The 24986-nt window shown below is 49.3% G+C and carries 24 protein-coding genes; 22 read left to right on the top strand and 2 right to left on the bottom strand.

Features of this window, described 5'->3' with window-relative positions:
• Positions 1-63 precede the first annotated feature (63 nt).
• The 8 genes from ACI3EW_RS09055 (at position 64) to ACI3EW_RS09020 (ending at position 7525) form a co-directional block, all read left to right on the top strand.
• Positions 64-828, top strand: coding sequence for an SDR family NAD(P)-dependent oxidoreductase (locus tag ACI3EW_RS09055; protein ID WP_118529813.1), 765 nt, complete (start codon positions 64-66; stop codon positions 826-828).
• Between the two features lie 105 nt (positions 829-933).
• Complete coding sequence (locus ACI3EW_RS09050; protein ID WP_243022229.1) at positions 934-1506, top strand: O-linked GlcNAc transferase-like protein; 573 nt, start codon at positions 934-936, stop codon at positions 1504-1506.
• 11 nt (positions 1507-1517) lie between these two features.
• Positions 1518-2516: an RluA family pseudouridine synthase gene (locus ACI3EW_RS09045; RefSeq protein WP_405581316.1), complete on the top strand. Its 999-nt coding sequence runs from the start codon at positions 1518-1520 to the stop codon at positions 2514-2516.
• A 100-nt stretch (positions 2517-2616) separates the two neighbouring features.
• A complete protein-coding gene (locus ACI3EW_RS09040; RefSeq protein WP_118728514.1) occupies positions 2617-3174 on the top strand; it encodes a Holliday junction resolvase RecU in 558 nt (185 codons plus the stop codon).
• Entirely contained in the window at positions 3171-4334 is a 1164-nt protein-coding gene (hflK, locus tag ACI3EW_RS09035; protein WP_405581313.1) for an FtsH protease activity modulator HflK, read from the top strand. The genes ACI3EW_RS09040 and hflK overlap by 4 nt, the downstream gene beginning before the upstream one ends.
• On the top strand, positions 4335-5210 hold the full coding sequence (gene hflC / locus ACI3EW_RS09030; protein WP_015554456.1) for a protease modulator HflC: 876 nt from the start codon (positions 4335-4337) through the stop codon (positions 5208-5210).
• A gap of 164 nt (positions 5211-5374) precedes the next feature.
• Positions 5375-6616 carry a peptidase T gene (pepT, locus tag ACI3EW_RS09025; RefSeq protein ID WP_329751378.1) on the top strand — a complete coding sequence of 414 codons (1242 nt, stop codon included), beginning with the start codon at positions 5375-5377 and terminating at the stop codon, positions 6614-6616.
• Between the two features lie 159 nt (positions 6617-6775).
• Positions 6776-7525, top strand: a complete 750-nt coding sequence (locus ACI3EW_RS09020) for a YoaK family protein (RefSeq protein ID WP_215703024.1) — start codon at positions 6776-6778, stop codon at positions 7523-7525.
• A gap of 340 nt (positions 7526-7865) precedes the next feature.
• Here the strand turns inward: ACI3EW_RS09020 and ACI3EW_RS09015 are convergent, their stop codons facing one another.
• Positions 7866-8753, bottom strand: a complete 888-nt coding sequence (locus ACI3EW_RS09015; protein ID WP_405581308.1) for a LysR family transcriptional regulator — start codon at positions 8751-8753, stop codon at positions 7866-7868.
• Positions 8754-8930: 177 nt separating this feature from the next.
• On the opposite strand from ACI3EW_RS09015, the gene ACI3EW_RS09010 reads away from it, so the two are divergent.
• From ACI3EW_RS09010 to ACI3EW_RS08975, 8 genes are all read left to right on the top strand, one after another.
• Entirely contained in the window at positions 8931-10325 is a 1395-nt protein-coding gene (locus ACI3EW_RS09010) for a YfcC family protein (RefSeq protein WP_015554462.1), read from the top strand.
• A gap of 18 nt (positions 10326-10343) precedes the next feature.
• Positions 10344-12092, top strand: a complete 1749-nt coding sequence (locus ACI3EW_RS09005; RefSeq protein ID WP_405581305.1) for a M28 family peptidase — start codon at positions 10344-10346, stop codon at positions 12090-12092.
• Positions 12089-13273, top strand: coding sequence for a M20 family metallopeptidase (locus ACI3EW_RS09000; RefSeq protein ID WP_021905021.1), 1185 nt, complete (start codon positions 12089-12091; stop codon positions 13271-13273). The genes ACI3EW_RS09005 and ACI3EW_RS09000 overlap by 4 nt, the downstream gene beginning before the upstream one ends.
• 96 nt (positions 13274-13369) lie before the next feature.
• Entirely contained in the window at positions 13370-14671 is a 1302-nt protein-coding gene (locus ACI3EW_RS08995) for a CitMHS family transporter (RefSeq protein ID WP_405581301.1), read from the top strand.
• 102 nt (positions 14672-14773) lie between these two features.
• Positions 14774-15466 carry a response regulator transcription factor gene (locus tag ACI3EW_RS08990; protein ID WP_117483142.1) on the top strand — a complete coding sequence of 231 codons (693 nt, stop codon included), beginning with the start codon at positions 14774-14776 and terminating at the stop codon, positions 15464-15466.
• A 9-nt stretch (positions 15467-15475) separates the two neighbouring features.
• Positions 15476-17635 carry an ATP-binding protein gene (locus ACI3EW_RS08985; protein WP_405581299.1) on the top strand — a complete coding sequence of 720 codons (2160 nt, stop codon included), beginning with the start codon at positions 15476-15478 and terminating at the stop codon, positions 17633-17635.
• Between the two features lie 138 nt (positions 17636-17773).
• A complete protein-coding gene (locus tag ACI3EW_RS08980) occupies positions 17774-17938 on the top strand; it encodes a hypothetical protein (RefSeq protein ID WP_405581357.1) in 165 nt (54 codons plus the stop codon).
• A 356-nt stretch (positions 17939-18294) separates the two neighbouring features.
• Positions 18295-18885 (top strand): NAD(P)-dependent oxidoreductase, encoded by a 591-nt coding sequence (locus ACI3EW_RS08975; RefSeq protein ID WP_405581296.1) that lies wholly within the window; start codon positions 18295-18297, stop codon positions 18883-18885.
• Here the strand turns inward: ACI3EW_RS08975 and ACI3EW_RS08970 are convergent.
• On the bottom strand, positions 18825-19661 hold the full coding sequence (locus tag ACI3EW_RS08970) for a LysR family transcriptional regulator (RefSeq protein WP_405581293.1): 837 nt from the start codon (positions 19659-19661) through the stop codon (positions 18825-18827). The two genes, ACI3EW_RS08975 and ACI3EW_RS08970, sit on opposite strands and share 61 nt — an antisense overlap.
• Positions 19662-19841: 180 nt before the next feature.
• Here ACI3EW_RS08970 and ACI3EW_RS08965 point away from each other — a divergent pair, with 180 nt between their 5' ends.
• The 6 genes from ACI3EW_RS08965 (at position 19842) to ACI3EW_RS08940 (ending at position 24940) form a co-directional block, all read left to right on the top strand.
• The gene (locus ACI3EW_RS08965) at positions 19842-20615 is read left to right on the top strand and encodes an EFR1 family ferrodoxin (RefSeq protein ID WP_405581290.1); all 774 of its coding nucleotides are present in this window, start codon (positions 19842-19844) and stop codon (positions 20613-20615) included.
• 18 nt (positions 20616-20633) lie between these two features.
• A complete protein-coding gene (locus tag ACI3EW_RS08960; protein ID WP_405581287.1) occupies positions 20634-21491 on the top strand; it encodes an aldo/keto reductase in 858 nt (285 codons plus the stop codon).
• Between the two features lie 26 nt (positions 21492-21517).
• Positions 21518-22105 carry a flavin reductase family protein gene (locus ACI3EW_RS08955; protein ID WP_405581284.1) on the top strand — a complete coding sequence of 196 codons (588 nt, stop codon included), beginning with the start codon at positions 21518-21520 and terminating at the stop codon, positions 22103-22105.
• A 97-nt stretch (positions 22106-22202) separates the two neighbouring features.
• On the top strand, positions 22203-22925 hold the full coding sequence (locus ACI3EW_RS08950; RefSeq protein ID WP_405581281.1) for a dihydrofolate reductase family protein: 723 nt from the start codon (positions 22203-22205) through the stop codon (positions 22923-22925).
• Positions 22926-23021: 96 nt separating this feature from the next.
• Complete coding sequence (locus tag ACI3EW_RS08945; protein WP_405581278.1) at positions 23022-23942, top strand: alpha/beta hydrolase; 921 nt, start codon at positions 23022-23024, stop codon at positions 23940-23942.
• Entirely contained in the window at positions 23939-24940 is a 1002-nt protein-coding gene (locus ACI3EW_RS08940) for an aldo/keto reductase (RefSeq protein ID WP_405581275.1), read from the top strand. The genes ACI3EW_RS08945 and ACI3EW_RS08940 overlap by 4 nt, the downstream gene beginning before the upstream one ends.
• The last annotated feature ends 46 nt before the right edge of the window (positions 24941-24986 follow it).

Raw genomic sequence — 24986 nt, 5'->3', positions numbered from 1 at the left:
GAACGGTCCGGGATCATATCAGAACAGATACCGGTCAACATTTCATTCAGAAAGGCAGATCACATGAGCGGAAAGAAAATTGCGATCGTGACCGGCGCGTCATCGGGAATGGGACGGGAGATGGTGTATCTTCTCGCGGATCATTTCGCAGCGCTGGAGGAGATCTGGGTAGTCGCGAGGAGAAAAGAGAGACTCGAGGAGCTTGTCGGAAAGGTTCCGGTCCGTCTTCGGATCCTGCCGCTTGATCTCACGAGTGAGGAGGACCTCGGCGCACTCTCCGTCCTTTTAAAGAGAGAGCAGCCGAACGTCAAGATCCTGGTAAACGGCGCAGGATACGGAAAGACCGGGGCGGTCGGAACGATCCGGCGGGACCTCTCGGTCGGCATGGTGCGCTTAAACGATGAGGCGCTGGTTGCCGTGACGGAGATGGTGCTTCCGTATATCTCAAAGAACAGCAGGATCATCCAGTTTGCCTCCGCGGCGGCGTTTATGCCCCAGCCGGGCTTTGCTGTCTACGCGGCATCAAAATCCTTTGTGTTAAGCTACAGCCGGGCGCTGGCCGTGGAGCTGAAGAAGAAAAATATCTATGTGACGGCAGTATGTCCGGGGCCGGTGGAGACGGAATTCTTCGGGATCGCCCTGGACGGGGAAAAACTCGCTCCGATCAAGAAGCTCACGATGGCGGAGCCGAAAAAGGTAGTAAAAAAGGCACTCATGGACAGCATGAAAGGCAAACGGATCTCAGTGTACGGACCTTGGATGAAGGCGTTTTACGTTCTCTGCCGGATCGTTCCCCACGAGATCTTAATGGGGTTTATCAACTGGTAACTGCCGGACCGCACACCGCATGCGGGCTGGTCTTACGCATCACATACAGCAATAGAAAAAGGGACTGCGGACATCTGAGCAGTTCCCGGAAAAGAGGAAAAAGATTTGAAATTACGACTGGAAAAAGGAACCTATGGATACAGGACTGCCTACAAAAAGCGTCAGCTTTTCTTCGTTGTCCTATTCATCCTGGCGATCGTGGCACAGCTTATCTTAAGAAATTTTGTCACGGAGCAGATCTATAAGAATCTCGTCACGATCAGTGCGATCCTCACGGTACTCCCAATGGCGAACCTGGCATCACCGCTTGTCGTCGCATCGAGGATCCCGGAGGTCCCAGAGGAGCTCCACAAGGCGTGTCTCCCGTACGAGGACAAATTCCCGATCTTATATGATCTGGTCATCACCTCCAACGATCTGATCATGCCGGTCGATGCGGCGGTCGTTCATCCGACCGGAGTGTATCTCTACTGCACGAACCCGAAAGTGGACCGGAAGAAAGCGGAGAAATTTTTAAACGAGATGTTAGTCGGCTGGAAGCTGGACGGAAATGCGAAGGTCATGAACGAGGAGAAAAAGTTCCTACGGAGGCTTTCTGAGCTTAAGACCGTCACAGAGGAAGAGGATGACGGAAGCGCTCCGCATGTTTTAAAATTATTAAAGAGTCTTTCCATGTAGGGGAATAAAAGATGAGAGAGATCGTGATTGAAAAGAACGAGGCGGGACAGCGACTGGATAAATTTCTCGCGAAGTACATGAATGAGGCGTCGAAGAGCTTTTTCTATAAGATGATGCGCAAGAAGAACATCACGCTGAACGGGAAAAAGTGTGAGGGAAATGAAAAACTCGCCGAAGGCGATGTCGTGAAGCTGTTTCTTGCGGAGGACACCATCGAAAAATTTTCCAGTGTTCAGGTGCAGGAGGTAAAGAAAGTAGATCTCGATATTCTCTATGAGGATGATGAGATCATTCTGGTCAACAAACCGGCGGGTATGCTGTCGCAGAAGGCTAAGGAGACAGATGAATCTCTGGTGGAGTATCTGATCGATTATCTTTTGGGGAGCGGCAAGCTCACGGAGAGCGGGTTGCGCGCGTTCCGCCCGTCGGTCTGCAACCGTCTGGACCGGAATACCAGCGGTATCGTGGCAGCAGGAAAATCTTTGGCGGGTCTTCAGATGCTTTCCGGTGTGTTTAAAGACCGCTCGATCCACAAGTATTATCAGTGTCTCGTATCCGGTGAGATCCGGGATGTGAAGACGGTGGACGGCTGGCTTTTAAAGGATGAGAAGAGGAATCAGGTGCAGATCCTCACGGAGGCGGAGGCAAAGCGCTTTGGAGGAAGAGGCGGAGACGAGGAGCCGAAACGGATCCGGACAAAATATGAGCCGATCGCAACGGACGGAAGGTTTACGCTGCTCAGAGTGACACTTCTGACCGGACGTTCCCATCAGATCCGCGCCCATTTAGCGTCTCTTGGGCATCCGATCGTAGGGGATTCCAAGTACGGCGGAGTTTCGAAGGTGACCCCCTCCGGGCGAACCGTGAAGTATCAGCTTTTACATTCTTACCGTCTGGAGTTTCCGAAGCTTGCGGAACCGTTTGCCTATCTTTCCGGGAGGGTGTTTGAGGCGCCGATGCCGGGATATTTTGCTTCGGTGCTGAAAGAGACCGGGATCAGGCTGCCATAAAAACTGGCAACTCCGGACAGAGATATGACAAGCGATTGATTGATATAAAATACTTATGTAAACCACTCGAAAATATTTACATTGATGATAAGGAACAGCTATGGGAACATGGAAAACCAGGGGCCTTCGTGGTTCCACGTTGGAAGATCTGATCAACCGGACCAATGACAGCTACAGGGAAAAGAAGCTGGCACTGATCCAGAAGATCCCGACCCCGATCACGCCCATCGAGATCGATAAAAAGAGCCGCCATATCACGCTGGCGTACTTCGATATGAAAAGTACGGTCGACTATATCGGCGCGGTTCAGGGGATTCCGGTCTGCTTTGACGCGAAGGAATGCGCGGTGCGGACGTTCCCACTTCAGAACATCCACCCGCACCAGATCGCGTTCATGAAGGAATTTGAAGCCCAGGGCGGAGTTGCCTTCATTATCCTCTCCTTTACAGCGGAGAACGAGATCTATTATGTTCCGTTTGATGTGGTGAACCGTTTCTGGGAACGGATGGAAGAGGGCGGAAGAAAAAGCTTTACCTATGATGAGGTGGTGCCGGAGGCGTACAGGATCCGGAGCCACCGGGACATGTATGTCCATTACCTGGAAGGGATCCAGCAGGATCTTGACCGGAAGGAAGAAAAAGGAGGAGACGGCGAATGATTGAGATGGTCATATGGCTCGTTGTGATCGCGGCGTTCGTGTTCCGGGCGTTAAAACAGAACGGGACACTGGACGAACTCTTTGCGGGGGCAAAGAAACGGAAAGAAAATAAGGCAGAGCGCGTGGTGTACGAACAGCCGGAGGAAGGTTCCGGGAAGAAGGAGAAGAAGAAGGGGCCGGGAATCCGGGTCCCGAAGCACACAGGTCTTGCGGTGACTGCGGTTGTGATCGTCCTCGCGGCGGCAGTGCTTTCCTTTGACAGCTTCTATACTCTTTCCGAGGAGGAGATGGCGGTGGTCACCACGTTCGGAAAACCGGCAGTGGAGGAGGCATCAGGTCTTCACTTTAAAATTCCGGTGATCCAGCGCGTGACTAAGGTTTCCAAGGCCATCACGGGTATGCAGATCGGCTACACGACGGACCCGGCCCGGGCGGACGGCGCCTCCATAGACAATCCGGTATCCATCGAGAACGAAAGCCTGATGATCACAAAGGATTTCAATCTGACAAACGTGGATTTCTATGTGGAATACATGGTCACAGATCCGGTTCAGGCGGTGCGCCACAGAAGTGTGTACGAGTCTATCATCAAGAACCTGGCTCAGAGCTATATCCGCGATACCGTCGGCGTTTATAATGTCGATGATGTGATCACCACCGGAAAGACCCAGATTCAGGAGCGGATCAAAGAGCAGCTCACAAACCGTCTCGTCGAGGAAAATATCGGATATGGAATCTACAACGTGTCGATTCAGGATACGGAAATGCCGAGAGATGATGTGGCGAATGCGTTCAAGGCGGTTGAGGATGCGAAACAGGGCATGGAGACGGCGATCAACTCCGCAAAGAAATATCAGTCTGAGAACATTCCGGAGGCGAAGGCAAAGGCCGATAAGCTTTTGCAGGATGCCGAGGCATATAAGGAACAGCGGATCAACGAGGCAAATGGACAGGTGGCGCGTTTCGAGGACACATACGCGGAGTATGTGAAGTACCCGCTGATCACGAAAAAGCGTATGTTCTATGAGACGATGGAGGAAGTTCTTCCGGATCTCAAGGTCATCATCACCGGTGGAAACGGCACACAGACGCTGCTGCCGTTAGAACCATTTTCAGAGACAGCTTCCGGCAGCGCAGCACAGACGGGAGGAGGGAACTAAATGAAAAAGACAGGAAAAAGAATCATAGGGATCGTTGTTCTCCTTCTGATCGTTGTTCTGCTTCAGGGCAGTATGGTGAGCACATACAATGATGAGTATAAGCTCATTCTCCAGTTTGGGAAAGTGGTCCGGGTGGTGGAGACACCGGGTCTCAGCTTTAAGATCCCGTTTCTTCAGACAACACAGTCGATTCCTAATTATGAGATGATCTATGACCTTATTCCGAGTGAGGTTAATACGAGGGATAAAAAGGTGATGGTAACGGATTCCTTCGCATTGTGGAGTGTCACAGATCCGCTGGCATACCTTTCCAGACTCGGAGCAAACAAAGCAAATGCGGAAAGCCGAATTTCCGTTGTTGTATACAATGCTGTAAAAAATGTCATTTCCTCCACGGATCAGGCAGATGTGATCTCCGGCCGTGACGGAAAGCTGGCAGAGATGATCACGGAAAAGATCGGTTCTTCTCTGGACAGCTACGGAATCAAGGTAAAAAAGGTGGAGACGAAGCTCTTAGACCTTCCGGATTCCAACAAGGAGGCTGTTTACCAGCGTATGATCTCTGAACGGCAGAATATCGCTGCCGGATATATCGCAGACGGTGAGTACCAGTCCAATGTCATCAAGAACAGCACAGATAAGGAAGTCTCCATCATCATTTCCGAGGCGCAGGCCCAGGCGGAGAAGATCCGGGCGGAAGGCGAGGCAGAGTATATGAGGATCCTTTCCGGCGCGTACAATGACGAGGGAAAGGCCGATTACTATAATTATATCCGCAGTCTGGACGCGTTAAAGGCGAGTCTCAAGGGAGATAATAAGACGATCATTCTGGATGAAAATTCAGAGCTTGCGAAGATCCTCAGGGGAAACTATTAAGGAACGGCCAGGATAAAACCGCAACAGCGGAAAAATCCTGTGAAGCAGTGATGCTGTGGACCCGGAACGATCCGGACGAAGCAGGCTGCTGCGGGACATAACCGCGGTCAGTAAAAAAGATCGTGGATGTCTGATAAATAATGATACGGTAAAGGAGAAGGGTTATGTCAAAAGTAGTTGATTATTTCCTCAAGTATGTAGCATTCGATACGCAGTCCGCAGAGGATGCGGGAACAGTTCCGAGTACGGAAAAACAGTTCGCTCTGGCGAAGCTTCTGTCCGAACAGTTAAAGAATATCGGGGTGAAGGACGTCTCCATGAGTGAGCACGGTTACGTGTACGGAACGATTCCGGCAAACGGGGATTATAACTGCCAGACCGTCGGCTTCCTCGCGCATATGGACACTTCACCGGATTGTCCGGATGAGAATGTCCGCCCACAGCTCGTCAAGCACTACGACGGAAAGGATATCACTTTAAATAAGGCACTCGGTGTAAAGATGACAACAAAGATGTTCCCATTCCTAAAAAACTATGTGGGGCAGGATCTGATCACTACCGATGGAACTACACTGTTAGGTGCAGATGATAAGGCGGGAATTGCCGAGATCATGACCATGGCGGAGACACTTCTGACACACCCGGAGATCCCGCACGGAACCATCAAGATCGCTTTCACACCGGACGAGGAAGTCGGACACGGTGTTGACTTCTTTGATGTTCCCGGCTGGGGCGCAGATGTGGCTTATACCGTTGACGGCGGCGCCTGGGGCGAGATGGAATATGAGACCTTCAACGCGGCATCCATGAAAGTCACGATCCATGGAAGTAACATTCATCCGGGCAGCGCGAAGAACAAGATGAAAAACTCAATCCTGATCGGTCTGGAATTCCAGTCGATGCTGCCGGAGAACGAGAAGCCGCAGTATACGGAAAAATATGAGGGATTCTTCCATCTGAACAACATCGGCGGAAATGTGGAGAATACGACTCTCCACTATATCGTCCGTGACCATGATATGACGCGGTTTGAGGAGAGAAAAGCACTCGGCAATAAGATCGGCGAGTTCCTGAACGCGAAGTACGGTGAGGGAACAGTCGAGGTGGAGATCGCAGATACCTACTACAATATGGCTGAGAAGATCCGTCCGCATATGTACCTGATGGATGTGGCTGCTGAGGCATTTAAGGAGCTTGGCATCGAGACTCCAGCGATCAATCCGGTCCGCGGAGGCACGGATGGATCGAGACTTTCCTACATGGGACTTCCATGTCCGAACCTCTGTACCGGCGGACATAACTATCATGGAAAGTATGAGTTCATCTGCATTCAGTCCATGGAGAAGACAGTGGAGCTGCTTCTTAAGATCGCAGAAAAGTTTACGAAGGTTGAGAAGCAGGCATAAAATCTGGATCAGGATATGACTGTTTAGAAAATGCGGGAGGCGCTGGATGTCGCTTCCCGCTTTTCTTTTTGGATGTATGGATGTAATTTAGAACATGTCTTTATATTGAAGGAGCAGAGCATTCATGATATAATCATGCGCAGAAAGGCGGTACAGATTATGATAAAAATGATTCAAAGACGTCTGGACGCGATCCTGCATTGGAATATTTCTTTTGTGGGCGGTTTCCTCGGCGGTTATGCAATCCTTTCCCATGCCGGAGTCTTCGGCTCCGCACAGACGGGAAACCTGATGGAGATGGCTTCGAACGTCCGATTTATGGAATGGGAGGAAGTGGGACTCCGTCTGCTGGCGATGGTGATCTTCGCCTGCGGTGTGATCGCCTCCTATATGCTGACAAACTATACAAACTTACATATGCGGAAGCTGGCGATCTGGGTGGATGCGGCCGGTCTCGGACTTACGGCCCTGCTGCCGGATTGGTTCTCGCCGATTGCGGGTGTTTACCCGATCTTCTTTTGCTCGGCATTCCAGTGGGGTGTATATTCCGGCGCAGATGGTTTCAACAGCGCGACGGTCTTCATCACAAACAACTTCAAACAATCCGTCCTCGGCTGGACGCAGTATGCGTTGACGAAAGATAAAGAATTTAAGAGAAAAGCGGTGCTCTACAGCAACACGGTACTTATGTTCTTCCTCGGCGCTCTCCTCGGTGTCACTGGTGTAGCTGCCTTCGGCAACGCCCTCGGCGCCTGTGTAGGTTTTATTCCCCTTGCTGTCGCCCGGATCTTTATCAGCATCGGTGAACTTCCGGTAGAAGATGAGACTCCGGAGGAGACAGAGGAAGAGGCAGAAGAGATGCTGGAAGAGGCGAAGATTTTGGAGAAGGAAGAGAAGAAGAAAATTTAAAAATTGTATATTTGATGAATGGGAATAGGCAGTTGATTCAGGGATGGGTCGGCTGCCTGTTTTGTGTAACGGGAAATGCCGAAAAATTCCCTGGTACACAAAAAGACACGAATGTGCGAATATCTGGTGTGTAAGACTAAATTCCGCATGCCCCGGGGGAATTTACTTTTGAAATTTTCACGTGAATCAAAAAATCCATACCCCCATGCAATTTTCCGCTATTTTGTATATACTTAGAATATGAGTGGATAGATGCAGCCGCTATGTGTTGGGCATTTTGCCTGCCGTAGTAGAACGGGGCACTATCCACTCTTTTATGCTTATGAACAATCAATAGCCCTCACGCGGACTCCCGCAGCAGCCGGATCAGCTCCTTCATCGCCGGAAGGGTCTGTTTCCCTTTCAGCGTAACGATGGAGTAGCTGGTGGTGTCATCCGGATTACCGATCCGGAAGCAGCGGACAGGCTTGGGATAGTGGAAATTTTTCATGTACTGGTAGAAGTTGAATGCGATCCCATAGCCCTCCGCGGCGAGCTGACAGGCAGATTCAAGATTTTCGAGGAGAAAGACCTGTCCCGGTTCGGCGTGATCATAAGCGATGGCAAGGTCTGTGTAGTGCCTGGAGGACTGATCCGGCTTTTGCAGGATAAAACGTTCCCCGTTAAATTGTTTGAGATCGATCCTCGGACATGGATCTTTCCGGCTTTTCTTTGTTGTGCCAACGCATAACGGGTGGTCGGCGGAGACAACAGCGACCATATAGTCCTCATAGAGAGGACGGTATTCCAGCAGCGGATGGCTGGAGGATTCGTTTACGATGGCAAAATCAAGCTCTCCGGCAAGCAGATGCCGGATCATCTGCTCAGTAGATTCCTCGTATGGGACCAGCTTCACGTCCGGATAGCGGGCGGAAAAAACAGGCAGCGCCTTCGCAAGAAGATAAAGTGTTCTTCTGGGATGGATTCCGAAACGGATCGTTCCCGAAGAGCCACCCATGTATTTTTGAAGCTCATTTTCATAATGGGCTTCTATTTTTATCATTTCTTTTGCATGTTCCAAATAGATCTTTCCGGCCTCGGTTGGGACAAACTGTTTCCCGATCCGGTCGAAAAATCTTGTCCCGGTGCGTTCTTCAAGATTTCCTAAAAATATGCTGAGGGCAGGCGGAGAGATATGCAGGGCCTGAGCCGCATCCTTAATTCCCCTGTGTTTTTCAATTTCAAGCATATAGAGCTGTTCCCGCATATCCATGGCGTTTCGCTGGTCCTTTCCCTGAATAAATATTTGCAATTTCGCATAAAAATAAACAATATTAAATAAAACAATAAAAATATTAAACTTGCTTTAATTTTATATCTTGATTATAGTCTAAGAAAGAAAACAAATCAAGGAAGGATTGGAAGTATGAAACCATTAAAAGAAAAAAAGCCTTTTCAGGCACCGCACACATTTGTGATCCTTGTAGTGCTGATCCTTCTGGCAGTCGCAGCCACTTATGTTGTGCCTGCCGGAGAGTATACCCGGTATACGGATGAGGCGACAAACAGAACCCTCGTGGAAGCGGGGAGCTTCCATTATGTCGAATCTCACCCGGTAAGCTTTTTAACCGTTCCGGCACTGATCTACAGGGCGATCGTAAAGGCGGCAAGCACAGTTACGTTTATCCTTATTATCGGCGGCTCCTTTGAGATCATCACATCCACAGGGATCCTCACAGTTCTCTGCAAGAAGATGGCGAAAGCCTTCCGCGGCCGCGAGTATTTTGTGATCCCTGCATTTCTGCTGTTATTTTCTGTTTTTGGAACAACGATGGGAATGTCTGCCGAGGTCATGATCTTTGTGCCGATCGGAATTGCCCTTGCGGCATCTCTGGGACTTGACAAAGTGACAGGTACCGCAATGATCGCTATGGGCGCCGCATCCGGATTTACAGCCGGAATCCTGAATCCCTTCAATGTCGGTGTTGCTCAGGATATTGCGGAGATCCCGATGTTTTCCGGTATGGGATACCGCATTTTTATTCTCGGAGTTCTTCTGGTGATCGATACGGTCTACATTACCTGGTACGCAAAGCGCGTGAAAGCGGACCCGACAAAGAGTATCATTTACGGAGAGCCTGAGGATCAGGAATTTACTTTCGATGATACAGAAGAAGCGCTGAACCTGACCCATGGTCTGACTCTGGCAGTGATCGTAGCCGGCTTTGCGGTCCTGATCTATGGACTCAGTAAGCTCGGATGGTATTTTGAGGAGATGTCTGCGATCTTTATCGCGATGGGTGTGCTCTGCGGTATCGTGAACCGCTATAGCCCAAACAAGATCGCCGCTACGTTCGGAAACGGAGCGAAGGGAATCGTTGTGGGAGCTCTGATCGTCGGTATTGCCCGCGGTGTTGAGCTTGCATTATCTGACGCGATGATCCTTGACACCATCGTCCATGCGATCGCAAGTATCGTAAACATTCTTCCGCAGTCCTTAAAAGCCATCGGAATGTTCCTTGCACAGTCACTTGTCAACTGTGTGATCACCTCCGGTACCGGACAGGCCGCGGTTACCATGCCGCTTATGGTACCGGTTGCGGATCTGATCGGTATCACGAGGCAGACAGCCGTCCTTGCGTTCCAGCTCGGAGACGGATTTTCAAACTCTGTTCTTCCGACATCCTCTGCGCTGATGGGGTATCTCGTCGTTTCGAAGATCCCGTATGTAAAATGGTTAAAATTCATGATGCCGTTATTCTTAATCTGGACATTCTTCGGATGTCTGTTCATGCTTGGGGCACTCATGATCGGCTATTAAGACGGAGGAAAAGAGAAGATGCAGGATTTTGAAGTGAAGGAGCGTTTAAGAGAACATCTGGAGTACCTTTGTTCGTTCGACAAGCTTTCCGGTGAACCCGAGGCGTATCGCGCGGTCGAGTATATTCTTGAGGTATTGGAGAAATCCGGGATCTCCTGCCATGAGGAGGATTTTCCGGCTTATCTGAGCAATCCGGTGAGCAGTGTCCTTATCGCAGATGGTGAGGAGTTCCCATGCCGTCCAAGGTCTTTCTCGGAGAGCACAAAAGGGAGGATCGAGATCCCACTGATTTACGATCCCGGAACAAAAACGGAAGTCTCCCTTTCAGAACAGAAACAGTTTATGGAAACGGTTGCCGGAAAGCTTGTCCTCGGGTACGGATTTGATGAGCGTTACGCAAAATTGCTGGAGCAGCATGGAGCGGCCGGGTGGATCCAGATCTGGACCTCCGACGAGGACGCGGTCCATGAGGACACGGTAAGTCCTGTCTGGGGAACTCCGGATATGGACTCATCTCTGTTCCAGTTACGGATGCCGGTGGTCGCCGTCTCAAAGCCCTGCGGGGAGAAATTGATCCGGAAGCTGAAAACATATGAGGCAGAAGGAAAACAGCTTTTTGCGCAGCTTTCCAGCGAGGTGGACACATGCGTAAAAAACGTCGCGCTGCCGATCGCCGAGATCCCGGGAAAGAGCAGGGATTTTGTCCTGCTCTCCGGTCACTATGATACCTGGTATCGTGGCGCTTTTGACAACTGTACGGCAAATGCGCTGGCTCTGGAGCTTGCTCGTTATATGAAAGAACATCAGGATGAGATGTTCTATTCCCTGCGGATCGCCTGGTGGCCGGGACATTCCAATGGGCGCTATATGGGATCCACCTGGTATTGTGATCACCACTGGGATGAGCTTGAGGAGCACTGCATCGCTCACCTGAATCTTGATCTTCTGGGATCAAAAGGAGCAGACCATACGCTTGCGATCCGGACAGCGGGGCTTGAGGGCGAGGAATGGCTGAAAGAGCAGGTGCGGAAGGTAGATCCGGCGGCGGAAATGATGTTTGGGCGTATCGGTCGGGGAGCGGACCAGTCGCTCTGGGGCGCAGAGATCCCATACCACATCAATCCCCGTTATGAGGCGAAAAAAGAACGAAAACACTCGGATGCTCCGGGTCCCGGCATGTACTGGTGGCATACGATCGACGATACCTTTGACAAGATCGATCTTGACGGGCTTTTGCGGGATGGGAGAGTCGTGGGCGTTCTGCTGTATGAACTCCTCTCGAAGGAGAAGCTTCCTGCCGATTATCGCGGCTATGCAAAAACCTGGCTCCCATACTTTGAGACGTTAAAAAATTCAGAGGAGCATGAACAGGCGGCGGATGAGATCGAAACACTTCTAAAAGAGGTTCTGGATCGTTGTGAAACGCTTGAACATATATGGGGAACGGAGAAGATCGAAGAACATAACCGCCTTTGCCGTCTCGTCGGAGGAGTTTTCAGCCGTCTTATGCACTCCACAGGCTCCGCGTATGAACAGGATACTTCTTTTGCATATGGTCCGCTGCAGCTTCTTAAAGCTTCCGCGAAGGCGCTCCCTGAAAACAGTCCCGCGGATTGGAGCCTGTTCTATCAGACAACATTCGTGAGACAGAGAAACCGGATGGTGACGGAGCTTAGAAAACTGCTGAAAGAGATCGATTTGGAATTCAGGAATGGATCGGATCGCTTTGGATCTTCACGAAATTGTGACAGGAGAATGGAGATATGAAGAAAGAAACAATAAAGCAGGCCGTTGCGCCTTACATGGCAGAGCTTACCCAAATGGCAGACAGGATTTATGATCTGGCTGAGCCGGGGCTTGAGGAAGTCCGCTCCAGTGCGATCCTTACAGATTATCTGGAGAAAAAGGGATTTCAGATCGAGCGTGGGATCGCAGGTCTTCCGACCGCCTTCCGTGCTGTCTATGAACAGGGAAAAGGAGGACCTTCCTTTGGATTCCTGGCAGAGTACGACGCGCTGAAAGGGATCGGTCACGCCTGCGGTCATCACATGCAGGGACCGTCTGTGATCGGAGCTGCCCTGGCACTTCGGGATCTCTGTAAGGATCAGCCCTATAAGATCGTGATCTACGGGACACCGGCGGAGGAGACAGTCGGCGGAAAGATCATTATGAAGGAGAAAGGGTGCTTTCAGGATATCGATCTTGCGCTCATGATGCATGCAGCCCCCAATACCTGTGTCGATGTCCGCTGTATGGCCCTTGAGTGCTTTTACGTTACCTTCCATGGGGTAGAGGCCCATGCCGCCATGAGCCCGCACAAAGGGAAGAGTGCCTTTGATGCCGCGCTTCTTTCCTTTCAGGGGATCGAGTTTATGAGGGAACATGTCCTTGAGGATTCCAGAATGCATTACACGGTCCTCGATGCCGGCGGTCCATCGAACATCGTTCCGGGAACAGCTAAGGCAGAGTATACACTTCGGTCTTATAGTACGGATTACTTAGAGAAGGTTATCGTTCCGAGATTTCAGGACATCATAAAGGGCGCATGCCTGATGACGGGAACGACCTGTGAGACGGAGAGAAGCTACCCATTTCAGGCAAAGATCCCGTGTCTGACCCTGAATGACCTGATCATGGAAAACGCCAGAAAATTTGAGGCACCACAGCTCGCCGGACCGCGTGAAAAGACGGGCTCCACGGACTTTGGAAATGTTATGTATGATGTGCCCGGATGCTGCATCCGCACAGCGTTTGTACCGGAGGGTACCGCGGCGCATTCGCAGGAATATCTCGATGCGGGAAAGACGGAGCGGGCTCATGAAGCGATCCGGTCCGGTTCGGAGATCCTTGCGGGAACATGCATCGACATGATTGAAAGACCAGAGCTTTTGGAACAGATCAAAGAGGAGTTTCGGAAGCGGAAACAGGAAGAAACCGCAAAAATATGACAAAATTGTCATTTTCCAGTCATGAACAATTAAACTGCTGTCTGTAAAATATGAATCTGTAAGGAATTTAACAAATATCCAGAAAGGAAGATGATTATGACAGCAGCTATTGGTTTTCTGATGATCATTGCGATCGTAGCACTGCTCTTAAAGGGCAAAATGTCTCCGATCGTGGTACTTGCGGTGATTCCGGTCATTGCAGCCCTGATCCTTGGCTTCTCCCCGGTAGAGGTCATGGACTTCATTGCGGATGGAATTAAAACCACCACAAGCAATGGTATCTTATTTATCTTTTCAGTAATTTATTTTGGTGTTCTGGCAGACACCGGACTCTTTGATGTTATCGTAGGATGGCTGGTAAAAAAAGCCGGAAATAATGTGATCGCGGTCACTGTAGTTACAGCGCTGATCGCAACGATCGCTCATCTGGACGGTACTACGGCTGTCACCGTTCTCATTACGATCCCGGCGATGTACCCGGTATATAAGAAGATGAACATTGACTCCCGTATCCTTCTCTGCCTGACAGGTGCCTGCATGGGCGTTATGAACCTGCTTCCGTGGGGCGGTCCGACAGCGAGAGCGGCTACGGTACTCGCTATGGATGCCACTGAGTTATGGCACATGCTGATCCCGCTTCAGGTTGTCGGCCTGATGATGAACATCGTTCTTGCTGTACTTCTCGGCATGTTTGCGATCAGGCATGGTGCCGGCGCTGGAAAGGGCGTAGAGGTGGAGTCTGATGAGAAAGCGAAGAAAGAGGCGGCTGATTTAAGAAAATCCAACGCTTACCTGATCTTCAACTTCTTACTTACAGTAGGTGTGATTGCCCTGTTATCCACAGGTATCGGTAAATCCTATGTAATCTTCATGCTTGGTCTCTGCATCCTTCTGGCTGTCAACTACCCGAACCAGAAGACTCAGGACAAGTTGATCAAGAAGCATGCTCCGGCAGCCCTGATCATTTCCGCAACACTGTTTGCCGCAGGTGCTATGGTAGGTGTCTTCGACGGAACCGGTATGCTGGAAGCAATGGCAAATGCGATCATGGCGATCATTCCGGCAGCTCTCGGAAAGTACATTCACATCATCTTTGGTATTCTTGCGCTTCCGCTTGGTCTCTGTGTTGGAACAGACGCATACTTCTATGGCATCATGCCGTTAGTTATGCAGGTAGGCGAGACCTATGGCGTGGCTTCCCTGAATACTGCTCTGACCATGCTGATCGGTAAGAACCTTGCGTTAATGGTAAGCCCGTTAGTACCGGCAACTTACCTTGCGATCGGTCTGACCGGAACAGAGCTGAAAGATCATATGAAATTCAGCATTCCGCCGTACTACATTATCAGCCTTATCATGCTGGTATTCGGTGTGATTCTTGGCATTGTTGCCATCTAAATGATACATAACGAATGAAAACCCTGTTCTGCAGTACGGATCTTGTACCGCAGAACGGGATTTTTTGCTATAATGAAAGAAAAATGACGCAGGAGAAAGTTTATGAATACAGAAAAGATCCTACTGGTGGACGATGAGCGGGCGATCCGGTTGGCTGTGCGGACCGCCCTGACTCGTGAAGGAATGCAGGTGACGGAGGCAGCCGATGGAAGCGAGGCTCTGGAACTTTTAAAGAAACAACAGTTCCACCTGGTGATTCTGGACGTAATGATGGAACATGTGGGTGGTTATGATGTGCTGCAGGCAATGCGCGCCGCGGGAGACCACACGCCGGTCATGATGCTGTCGGGAAAATCCGATGAGATGGATCAGGTGCTGGGGCTGGGCTTTGGCGCGGACAGTTATCTGACAAAGCCGTTTCATACTGCGATCCTGATCCAGACAGCAAAGGCACTGATCCGCAGAAGTCAGATCTACAGCCAGGGGGCATCCGGAGACGCCGGGATCCGCAAGGGCCCGTTTACGGTAGATACCTTAAAGATGGAGTGCCTGAAAAACGGTGAGCCGTTAAATTTTACTGCCAGAGAGATGACCCTGTTCCGGTTCCTGATGGAGCATCCGGGACAGGTGTTTACGAAGGAACAGCTTTATACTCAGGTGTGGAATGAGGCAGTGGTGGATGACAATACCATCACCGTCTATGTGAAACGGATCCGGAACAAGATCGAGGATGACCCAAAGCAGCCCCGGTATCTGAAGACGGTGCGTGGAATCGGATATATGCTGAATGTGTAGGGATAAAAAATGAAGAAGACAGAAGAATTCTTAAATCGATGGAAACTGAAGCTGATGGCAGTTGGGGTGTTGATCGCTTTATCCCTTGTGGTGGTGCTTGCAGGCTTCAGATTTTACAGCCGGTACCGGGAGCAGGTGATCCGGACAGAGGAGAGCCAGCTTTTGACTATGGCCGGGATCGTAGGAAACAATCTCGATTCCTATCTGGAACAGCAGCTGGATGAGATCGATCTGTTTTATTCACAGCGCGGGATCCCGGAAGAATGGGCAGAGTCCAATGGGATCAAGCTGTGGACATCATATTTTTTAAAGAAGAATGCAGATGTCTATAACTGGATCACAGTGACGGAGCCAGACGGGACAAGGTTTAAGTATGAATCGGGAAAGGAAGCAGTTCAGGAATCTTCAGCTGAGAAGACGATGAGCGTGGCGCCCGGGAACAAAGATCAGAAGGCCAGGATCACCGGAAAGGAAATTTCGGACCGGACGGGCTGGTATGAGCTTTATATTGAGAAGGAAGTTTCTTCCATGTCCGGAATCTGTACCCTTACATTTGCCATGGATCTGAAAGCACTGTACGAGAAGATCGTCGCGCCGGTAAAGATCGGTGAGGCCGGATATTCCACGGTAAAGGATCAGAACATGAATATCATCATGCACCATGCGAAGAATCAGATCGGTCTGGAGGCAGTTGAGGGGCGCATCCAGAAATATCCGGATCTGGATCTGAGCAGTCTAGAAACCTGGATCTCCAGACAGGAAAAAGAAGATTCCGGAACCGGTGTGATCGACACCTATGTATGGGATGATCCGGGATTAAAAAAAGTCCGACGTGTCGTCGCATTTCAGGCGATCTCGATCCAGGGAGAACGATGGATCATTAATTCCACACTTCCGCTCCAGGAACTTTCGGGGCCACTGGAAAGCATGATGACGATGATGATCGGGGTTATGATACCTTATGTCCTGATTCTTGTGGTGGTCACAGTGTTCTTTCTGAGAAACCGTTTTCTGGCGGAATCCCAGCAAAAGGAGATCACGTATTTAAAAGAGATCAATCACGGAATGGAGATGCTGGTCCAGAAAAACAACGAGATCCGGCATTACCAGCGGATCCAGTCGCTGGGAATGATGGCGAGCCACATTGCGCATGAATTCAACAATTATCTGACACCGGTGCTGATCTATGCGGAGCTTCTTGAGAATGATGAATCCATTTCTTCCGAGAATCAGGAGATGATCCATGAGATCACGAAGTCGGTGGATCAGGCATCGAATCTGTCGAAAGAACTGCTCGCCTTTTCCAGACAGGATACCGGTGTGCGGCTGGAACTGCTGAACTTTACGGAAGAAGTCGGGAATGCGGTATCCATCGTGCGGCAGCTTGCCCCGGCGGCGATCACGTTGAAAACAGAGATCACGGAGGAGCCACTGTATGTTTTAGGACGCAGACGGATGGCGGAACATATTCTGATGAATCTCTGCAAAAACGCGTTTCAGGCCATGGAAAAGACGGAGAGAAAGGAACTGCTGATCCGGCTGGAGGCAAAAGGTTACGATATGATCTGTCTGCAGGTATCCGATACCGGCTGTGGAATCGGGGACGATGCCATGCAGAAGATCTTTGAGCCGTTCTACACGACAAAAGGATCCAGGCAGGGTACCGGACTCGGTCTTTCTGTGGTCCAGAATATGGTGACATCGGTCGGCGGAACGATCTGTGTAGAGAGCAAAGCGGGTGAAGGAACAACATTTGTCATTGAGATCCCGCAGAGCGGACCGGAAGTGGAAGCTGACGGCCGGAAACGGCTGAAGCATGTACAAAAGATCGCCATTGTATCCGGCGAAGAATCTGCAAAGACCTGGAAAGCGGCCGCATCTCACAGCCGGAAGACAGTGGATCTATACGCACACCCGGCGGCCCTTATCGACCGGGTCCAGAAAGATCCGTCAGCCTATGATCTTCTGATCGCGGAGTACACATTACCGACCATGAACGGAATCGAACTGTGTGAGGTGGTTCGCCGCATCAATCCGGAAATTCGCCTGATCCTGATCGCGGAACAGGGAGGAGCCGATTTCGAATGGTACCTGAACAACGGCATGATCGACCGGTTTATGCTGAAAGATGAGTTTGCGGAGGAATTTGCGGAGATGTTTGAGGGGTAAACCGAGAATAATCCCTTGCGGAAAACAGGAAAATAACGTATAATGATGCGGATTGACTACGTTTCTGCGGGTTCGTGTGTCCGCAACAGGATAGATAGAAACAGCAAACTTTAAATAAGACAGGAAAAACAGGTAATTATGAGAAAATTAGCATTACCAGAAGAGATACTCTTGAGTATCCAGCAGCCCGCCCGCTACATCGGCGGTGAGGTGAACATGGTGAAGAAAAATCCGTCCCTTGTGGACATTCGGTTTGCCATGTGCTTTCCGGATGTTTTCGCGAAACAAGGTGATGTATTGTGATATATGCACAAAATAACACGAACGATATACGAATATAATTGTGCATAGTGCAAAGAAAAACGGACAATCCAACACAAATCAACGCTGTCGTAATGCCTGTATAAAATGGTTTTGTCGTAATGAAAGAAAGGAAAAAGCGCAGAAATCGCTTCGTAGCCACTGGGCCGTCAGAATATTATTCTGGCGGTCTTTTTATATTTGTAATTGTGCGACGGGCAGGATTGAGTCTTTCTCATGTATTCCGGAGATAATGCAGCAAACATCTGATTGTCTTGAATGGAATGCAGCAGTATAATGGTATCATATAAAAAACTGAAAAAAACAAGAGAAAGAGAAAAAGGAAAAAGAAAAACCGGATGCGTATGTATGCCTGGTACGGACAGCAAAAAATGTACAGGCTCTGCAAAGAGCAGGGAATTTATTATGTGGACTGTCCGGTAAGCGGCGGCCCGGCAGGGGCTGCGGATTCCTCGCTGTCTGTGATGATTGGCGCAACTGAAGAAAAAATTATAGAACAGGGACTGGAGCCATTTCTCAGAGTCATCGGAAATACCTTTCACTATATAGGGAAAATCGGCGGCGGTTCCTCGGTTAAGATCATCAATAATTACATTGCGTTTACAACACAGGTAGTAAATGGAGAGGCTCTGCTGATGGCGGATACCCTGGGAATTCCGACCGAACTGTTTTATCAGGTAACAACCAGCAGTTCCGGCAGCAATAAGATTTTAAATGCAAAGAAAAAGAAGGTGCTGACCGGAGATCTGGAACCTGGTTTTGCGCCGGATTTGGTCGTGAAAGATCTGGAACTGGCAAGACAGCTGTGCCAGGATATGAAAGTGCCGAATTTCACATTGAATACGGTTCTCCAGTATTTCCTTCGAAATTACAGCAGCCGAAACAGTTCATCAAACTCCTTTGCCTTTTCTTTTTTACACACCAGATAATAGCTCACCGTTGCCTCCGCATCCGAGATGGGAACATAGATCCGGCCAGGCGGCGTAACCCGGTATTTCTCAGACAGATCTGTGATAAAGGAAGGCAGGGATGAGGCCTGGACCAGTTCGTTGAAGCTGAAGCGGTCACTCTGGGTCAGGAAGCGGGAATCCGGCATTTTGTCCATGACAAAAGCCCAGAAGCCGATATCTGGCATAAGGAGCATATTTTCCCCGTTCATTTCCGCGAAGGTCAAGTTTTTTCGTTTCGCATATCTGTGCCCTTGCGGAAGGGCGAACATTAAGGTTTCTGTCCCGCATTTTTTACAGAAAAATTCAGCGCCGGCAGGCGGTTCGTGGAGAGCGATCAACTGGTAAGAATCATCGATGAGATGTTTTAGAAGCAGTTCTTCGCTCTCCATTTCTGTCTGCAGTGACAGATGCGGATATACCTGGGAAATGAGCGGCGTGAGTGTCCAAAGCGGTGCAGGAGCACAGATTCCAAGCCGGATCGTCCGGTTTTTACGGTCAAACTCTTGAACTTTTTTTGCCAGGGCATCTGCGTCTTCCAGAAGTGTCCTGGCCAGGTCCAGGACATAAGTTCCGTTTTGATTCAGTTCTAATTTATTCTTTTTTCGTTCGAAAAGAGTTACACCCAGATCTTCCTCCAGCTTTTTCATATTCCGGCTTAAAGCGGGCTGGGATAAATGCAGGATTTCAGCGGCCTCCGATAAAGTTCCGGCCTCCGCGAATGCTGCAAATTGCCTTAACACATATAATTCTATCATTGCGGTCCTCTTTCAGTATAAAAAATATTGATGGCAGTATGATGGATTGGCATTGTACATTTTGAGAAAAATATCGTAAAATCCATCTTGAAAAGAAAGATAGTTTTATAAATCTCATTAAATCAAATTATAGCATAAACGATGATTTTTTCAATCTGCAGGCAAAAAGGTGAAAGACACATGGTATTTTATTTTACGGCAACGGGAAACAGCCTGTATGCCGCCAAACAGTTCGAGGAGAAACCTGTCAGTATTGCACAGGCCATTCACGATGAGCAGCCTGTCTATCAGGCAGAGAAGATCGGAATCGTCTGTCCGGTGTTTGGACATGAGGTTCCGTCGCTGGTAAAAGAGTTTCTGGAACGGTCTGTTTTTCAGACACCGTATTTTTACATGATCCTGACATACGGAAACCGGCATGGCGGGGCCGCAGAACTTGCAGAAAGTATGCTGGGAAATATAGGGATTCATGCTTCGTATATCAATGTACTTCTGATGGTAGATAATTTTCTTCCGGCCTTTGACATGAGTGAGCAGATTCAGATTGACAAAAAAGTGGATGAGCATATCCGGAAGATTCAGGAAGATATTAAAAATGGCAGGCAGTATATCGCACCTGTGACAGAAAAAGACAGGGCAGCGCATCAGGAATATCTGGCCAGAAGGGAAAAGATGCCCCAAGGTACGTTTACCAATCTGTACCGGATCACAGAAAACTGTATTGGATGTGAGATCTGCGCAAGAATCTGTCCGAAGAAGTGCTTTACCGTGGAATATCAGAAAAGCACCTGGCACTCCGAGGGCTGTATAACCTGTATGGCGTGCATTCACGCCTGTCCAATGATGGTCATTCAGCTGAATCTGCCGGAGAAGAATTCTAAAGCCAGATACCGCAATGAACACATCAGTATCTGCGAGATTGTAGATGCAAATAATCAATTCAATTATAAATAAATCAAGGAGGTTTGGACAATGGAATTTGTTACATTAAACACAGGCGCGAAAATGCCGTTAGAAGGATTTGGAGTATTCCAGATCCCGGATGCGGCAGAATGCGAGAAAGTGACCTATGAGGCTATCAAGACCGGATACCGTCTGATCGATACTGCAACTGCTTATGGAAATGAGGAAGCAGTTGGAAAGGCCGTTGCAAGAGCGATTGCAGATGGAATCACCACAAGAGAAGAACTCTTTATCACAACCAAAGTATGGGTAAGTGATATGAAAACAGAGGAGACTGCTTATGAGGCAGTAAAGGCATGTTTAAAGAGACTGAACATGGACTATGCAGACCTGATCCTGTTACATCAGCCGATGGGGGATTATTTTGCGGCTTACCGTGGAATTACAAAAGCATACAAAGAAGGGCTTACCAAGGCCATCGGAGTAGCCAACTTCTATCCGGCAATCCTGACCAATCTCTGTGAGACCGTAGAAGTGATTCCGGCAGTCAACCAGGTAGAACTCCATCCATTCTTTGTACAGCAGTCTGCCGTTGACAACATGAAGGCATACGGCGTTGTACCGCAGGCATGGGGACCGCTTGCGGAAGGAAAGCACGGCATTTTCACAGACCCGGAGCTGACGGCGATCGGTAAGAAGTATGGAAAGACAGCAGCTCAGGTAGCCCTGAAATGGAATGCCCAGCGCGGCGTATCCATCATTCCGAAGTCTGTTCATGTAGAGAGAATGGCGCAGAATATCGATATCTGGAATTTCACCCTGACAGAGGAAGAAATGCAGACTATCGCAGCAAAAGATCTGGGACACAGCGAGATTGTCAACCATAATGATCCTGCATTTGTAAAATTCATTTATAACTTACATTAATAATCAAAAATCGAAGGTAATTTAACATGAGAAAAGATTTAGGAGTACAGCCGGCCGTTTTTCCAATGCCGGTATTGATGGTAGCAGCATACGACGAGAATGGAACGGTCGATGTTATGAATGCGGCATGGGGCATGATCTGCGGTCATGACAAGATCGCGTTGTTTATCGATGAAGGCCACAAAACAACCAAAAATATCCGGATCTCCAAGGCATTTACCGTGAGTCTTGCAGATAAAGACCATATGGATGTTGCAGATTTCTTCGGTATTGCAACCGGAAACAAGATGCCGGACAAGTTTGAAAAATCTGGTTATCATGCGGAAAAGAGCGCTCATGTCAATGCACCGATCGTTACAGAATTCCCGGTTGCATTAGAGTGTGAACTTGCAGAAATCGTAGAAACTGAGAATCTGCACGCAATCGTAGGAAAGATCGTAAATGTCAGCGCGGATGAAAAAGTGATCTCCGACAATGGCAAGATTGATCCGCTGAAATTAAACGCCCTGATCTTCGACCAGTTCCAGGCAGGATATTATGTGGCAGGCGAAAAAGTTGGCCAGGCTTGGAGTGCCGGTAAGGCATTGATGGAGGATGCAGAGGCAGAAAAGTAAACAAAGTTTGAAATAACAGGGGGCTGTCACAAAATGGGATCCGGCATAAGTTGGATAGCGTTTTGCAACAGCCTCTTTTGGCAAAGGAGGAAACAGAATGAACAGACCCTATATGATTTGTCATATTTTAAGTGCGCTGAATGGAAAAATCAGCGGTTCTTTTATGGGAGCAGAGAGCAATCGTCAGATGGGCAGGGAGTACGCTGCAATCCGAAATGCCTACCAGGCGGATGCCTGGCTGTATGGAACCACTACAACAAAAGAGTTTACCGGATTCCGGGTTCCGGTATATTCCCAAAAAGATTATACAGTTCCTGCAGGAGATTTCATTGCGAAAAAAGATGCCGAACTTTATTATGTTTCTATCGATACAGAGGGTGAAATCGGGTGGGAGTCCGGAACCTGTCGCCGTGCCGGATGCCCGGATGCTCATGTGATTGAAGTTGTGACTGGAAGTACCCCGGTTTCTTATCTGGCATATCTGCGGAAACATGGAGTTTCTTATATTATGGCGGGAGAAAAGAGTCTGGACTGTCAGATTGCAGTGGAGAAGCTGTATCAGTTATTTGGAATCCGGAGAGTGCTGATCTGTGGCGGAGGTGCTGTCAACTGGAGTTTTCTGCAGCAGGGCGTGGTAGATGAACTGAGCCTCCTTTTAAGTCCGTCTGCGGATGGGGAGAACGATACTCCAAGCATATTTGAAAACAGCATCTATTTGCAAGCATCAGCTCCTGTGGAATTCAACCTGGAAGATGTTCAGAGAATCGGAAAAAGCGGACTTCGGCTGGTCTATTCCGTCCCGCAGAAAATGGAAAGGTGATAAAAGGTGAAACATAGAATTTACAGGACACTACTGGCAGCGGCCATGCTGACGATAGGATTGTCTGCATGTCACAAAGAGGAGGGGAAAGCAGCCATGACAACAGAAGCCGAAGCTGCGTTTACAGGAGATTCCAGGGTACAGGATGTGATGCAGAATCCGGCATTTGCAGGATTCGGACGTCTGATTTTTCCTGTAGATATGCGAATTGACAATGCGCTGGCACTGAAAGATGTGGAAGAAATTCTGCCCTGGTACAGCGAGGTGAATCCGGAGAGAACCATTTCCATCGTAAATGAAATGAAAATGCGTGTAAACCAGGGCGAAACGATTTTTTATGACATTTATACTGATGAGGAAAAAGCAAAGGATCCGGCGAAAAAGGATACCGGTCTCTTTTTCTTTCGCGGAAATCCAGGCGAAAAGTTTGCCATAACCAATGCAGGCGGAGGTTTTGCCTATGTGGCAGCCATGCATGACAGCTTTCCGCATATGCAGGAACTGGCCAAACGCGGATACAATGCCTTTGCCCTGATCTACCGGCCAGGGGCACAGACAGCCTGCGAAGATCTGGCCCGGGCCATCGCGTTCATTCATGAACATAAGGAAGAACTACAGGTAGATACCGATGGATATTCGTTGTGGGGCGGTTCTGCAGGAGCCCGCATGGCAGCCTGGCTTGGGTCCTATGGAACCGCAGCGTTTGGAGAAAAGGAGTATCCGGCACCGGGAGCCGTGATCATGCAGTACACCGGATTGTCGGAAGTGACAGGGACCGAGCCGCCAACCTACGCCTGTGTGGGAACCCGGGACGGCATCGCCTCCTACCGGATCATGCAGCAGAGAATCGAATGGATCCGTGCAAACGGCACGGCGGCAGAGATTGAAGTATTTCCAGGGCTTTCCCATGGCGTTGGACTGGGAGAGGGAACCGTTGCGGAAGGTTGGATCGACCGTGCGGTGAAGTTCTGGGAGCAAAATACAACAAGTTCAGATGAAAAAGGAGAAAGCGAATGAAAAAAAGAATACTTGGAACAGGTCTGGGAGTTTCCGCAGTCGGTCTTGGCTGTATGGGAATGAGCCATGCTTATGGAGCACCGGCAGACCGAAAAGAGATGACGGAACTTCTGGCAAAGGCAGTAGATATAGGCTACACGTTTTTCGATACGGCGGAGGTTTATGGAACTGCGCAGCATCCCCATGATAATGAAGAACTGGTGGGGCAGGCATTGAAGCCTTATCGCAATCATGTGATTCTGGCAACAAAGTTTGGCCTCCATTTTGATCAGACAGCTCCAGAAGTGAATAAGCCGCTTGTTCCGGATTCACGGCCGGAAGTCATTCGCACGTCGGTGGAGCAGTCCTTGATGCGTCTGGGAACCGACCATATTGATCTTTATTACCAGCACAGGCCGGACCCAGATGTTCCAGTAGAAGAAGTGGCAGGTGTGATGAAAGAGCTGATCGCGGAAGGCAAGATCCGGTATTGGGGGCTTTCTGAGTCAGGAGAGGAAACCATCCGGCGTGCTCATAAAGTCTGCCCAGTAACGGCAATCCAGAATCGCTATTCCATGATGGCAAGATGGTATGAAGCTCTTTTCCCTGTATTGGAAGAACTGCAGATCGGATTTGTGGCATTTTCTCCGCTGGCTAATGGTTTCTTATCTGCAAAATATGATAAAAATACCGTATTTGAAGCTGGAACAGATTACCGTAGTGTGATGCCCCAGTTTACGGCAGAAGGCGTGGACAAGAACCAGGCTCTGTTAACACTTCTGCATCGGATTGCAGAGGAAAAGCAGGCAACTCCGGCCCAGATTTCCCTTGCCTGGATGATGGAGAAGCATTCCTATATTGTCCCGATTCCGGGAACCAGAAAAGAGGAACGCTTAAGAGAAAATGCAGGGGCGGCGGATGTAACCCTGTCACAGGAAGAAATCCATGCAATGGATGAGGCACTGAACCACATGGAAATATCGGATGTGTTTGGCGGGTCACGCATGGCAGTAAAGTAGATTCCTGTTGCATCACATGTGGACACAGCTCACACCTTTTGGTTAG

Source organism: Pilosibacter rotomagensis (genome assembly GCF_045062245.2).
Taxonomy (GTDB): Bacteria; Bacillota; Clostridia; order Lachnospirales; family Lachnospiraceae; genus Pilosibacter.
The sequence above is the reverse complement of the archived record's forward strand: the minus strand, read 5'-3'. Positions and strand labels throughout refer to the sequence as shown.

Bases quoted from the DNA above. Each gene is read 5' to 3' on its own strand.
- ACI3EW_RS08985 (WP_405581299.1), top strand. From the start codon at position 15,476: ATGAAGAAGACAGAAGAATTCTTAAATCGATGGAAACTGAAGCTGATG.
- ACI3EW_RS08940 (WP_405581275.1), top strand. From the start codon at position 23,939: ATGAAAAAAAGAATACTTGGAACAGGTCTGGGAGTTTCCGCAGTCGGT.
- ACI3EW_RS09000 (WP_021905021.1), top strand. From the start codon at position 12,089: ATGAAGAAAGAAACAATAAAGCAGGCCGTTGCGCCTTACATGGCAGAG.
- pepT (WP_329751378.1), top strand. From the start codon at position 5,375: ATGTCAAAAGTAGTTGATTATTTCCTCAAGTATGTAGCATTCGATACG.
- ACI3EW_RS08975 (WP_405581296.1), top strand. From the start codon at position 18,295: ATGCGTATGTATGCCTGGTACGGACAGCAAAAAATGTACAGGCTCTGC.
- ACI3EW_RS08980 (WP_405581357.1), top strand. From the start codon at position 17,774: ATGAGAAAATTAGCATTACCAGAAGAGATACTCTTGAGTATCCAGCAG.
- ACI3EW_RS09010 (WP_015554462.1), top strand. From the start codon at position 8,931: ATGAAACCATTAAAAGAAAAAAAGCCTTTTCAGGCACCGCACACATTT.
- ACI3EW_RS09040 (WP_118728514.1), top strand. From the start codon at position 2,617: ATGGGAACATGGAAAACCAGGGGCCTTCGTGGTTCCACGTTGGAAGAT.
- ACI3EW_RS09020 (WP_215703024.1), top strand. From the start codon at position 6,776: ATGATAAAAATGATTCAAAGACGTCTGGACGCGATCCTGCATTGGAAT.
- ACI3EW_RS08995 (WP_405581301.1), top strand. From the start codon at position 13,370: ATGACAGCAGCTATTGGTTTTCTGATGATCATTGCGATCGTAGCACTG.
- ACI3EW_RS08965 (WP_405581290.1), top strand. From the start codon at position 19,842: ATGGTATTTTATTTTACGGCAACGGGAAACAGCCTGTATGCCGCCAAA.
- ACI3EW_RS09055 (WP_118529813.1), top strand. From the start codon at position 64: ATGAGCGGAAAGAAAATTGCGATCGTGACCGGCGCGTCATCGGGAATG.
- hflK (WP_405581313.1), top strand. From the start codon at position 3,171: ATGATTGAGATGGTCATATGGCTCGTTGTGATCGCGGCGTTCGTGTTC.
- ACI3EW_RS09015 (WP_405581308.1), bottom strand. From the start codon at position 8,753: ATGCTTGAAATTGAAAAACACAGGGGAATTAAGGATGCGGCTCAGGCC.
- ACI3EW_RS08950 (WP_405581281.1), top strand. From the start codon at position 22,203: ATGAACAGACCCTATATGATTTGTCATATTTTAAGTGCGCTGAATGGA.
- ACI3EW_RS08990 (WP_117483142.1), top strand. From the start codon at position 14,774: ATGAATACAGAAAAGATCCTACTGGTGGACGATGAGCGGGCGATCCGG.
- ACI3EW_RS09045 (WP_405581316.1), top strand. From the start codon at position 1,518: ATGAGAGAGATCGTGATTGAAAAGAACGAGGCGGGACAGCGACTGGAT.
- ACI3EW_RS08945 (WP_405581278.1), top strand. From the start codon at position 23,022: ATGACAACAGAAGCCGAAGCTGCGTTTACAGGAGATTCCAGGGTACAG.
- ACI3EW_RS08970 (WP_405581293.1), bottom strand. From the start codon at position 19,661: ATGATAGAATTATATGTGTTAAGGCAATTTGCAGCATTCGCGGAGGCC.
- ACI3EW_RS09005 (WP_405581305.1), top strand. From the start codon at position 10,344: ATGCAGGATTTTGAAGTGAAGGAGCGTTTAAGAGAACATCTGGAGTAC.
- ACI3EW_RS08955 (WP_405581284.1), top strand. From the start codon at position 21,518: ATGAGAAAAGATTTAGGAGTACAGCCGGCCGTTTTTCCAATGCCGGTA.
- hflC (WP_015554456.1), top strand. From the start codon at position 4,335: ATGAAAAAGACAGGAAAAAGAATCATAGGGATCGTTGTTCTCCTTCTG.
- ACI3EW_RS08960 (WP_405581287.1), top strand. From the start codon at position 20,634: ATGGAATTTGTTACATTAAACACAGGCGCGAAAATGCCGTTAGAAGGA.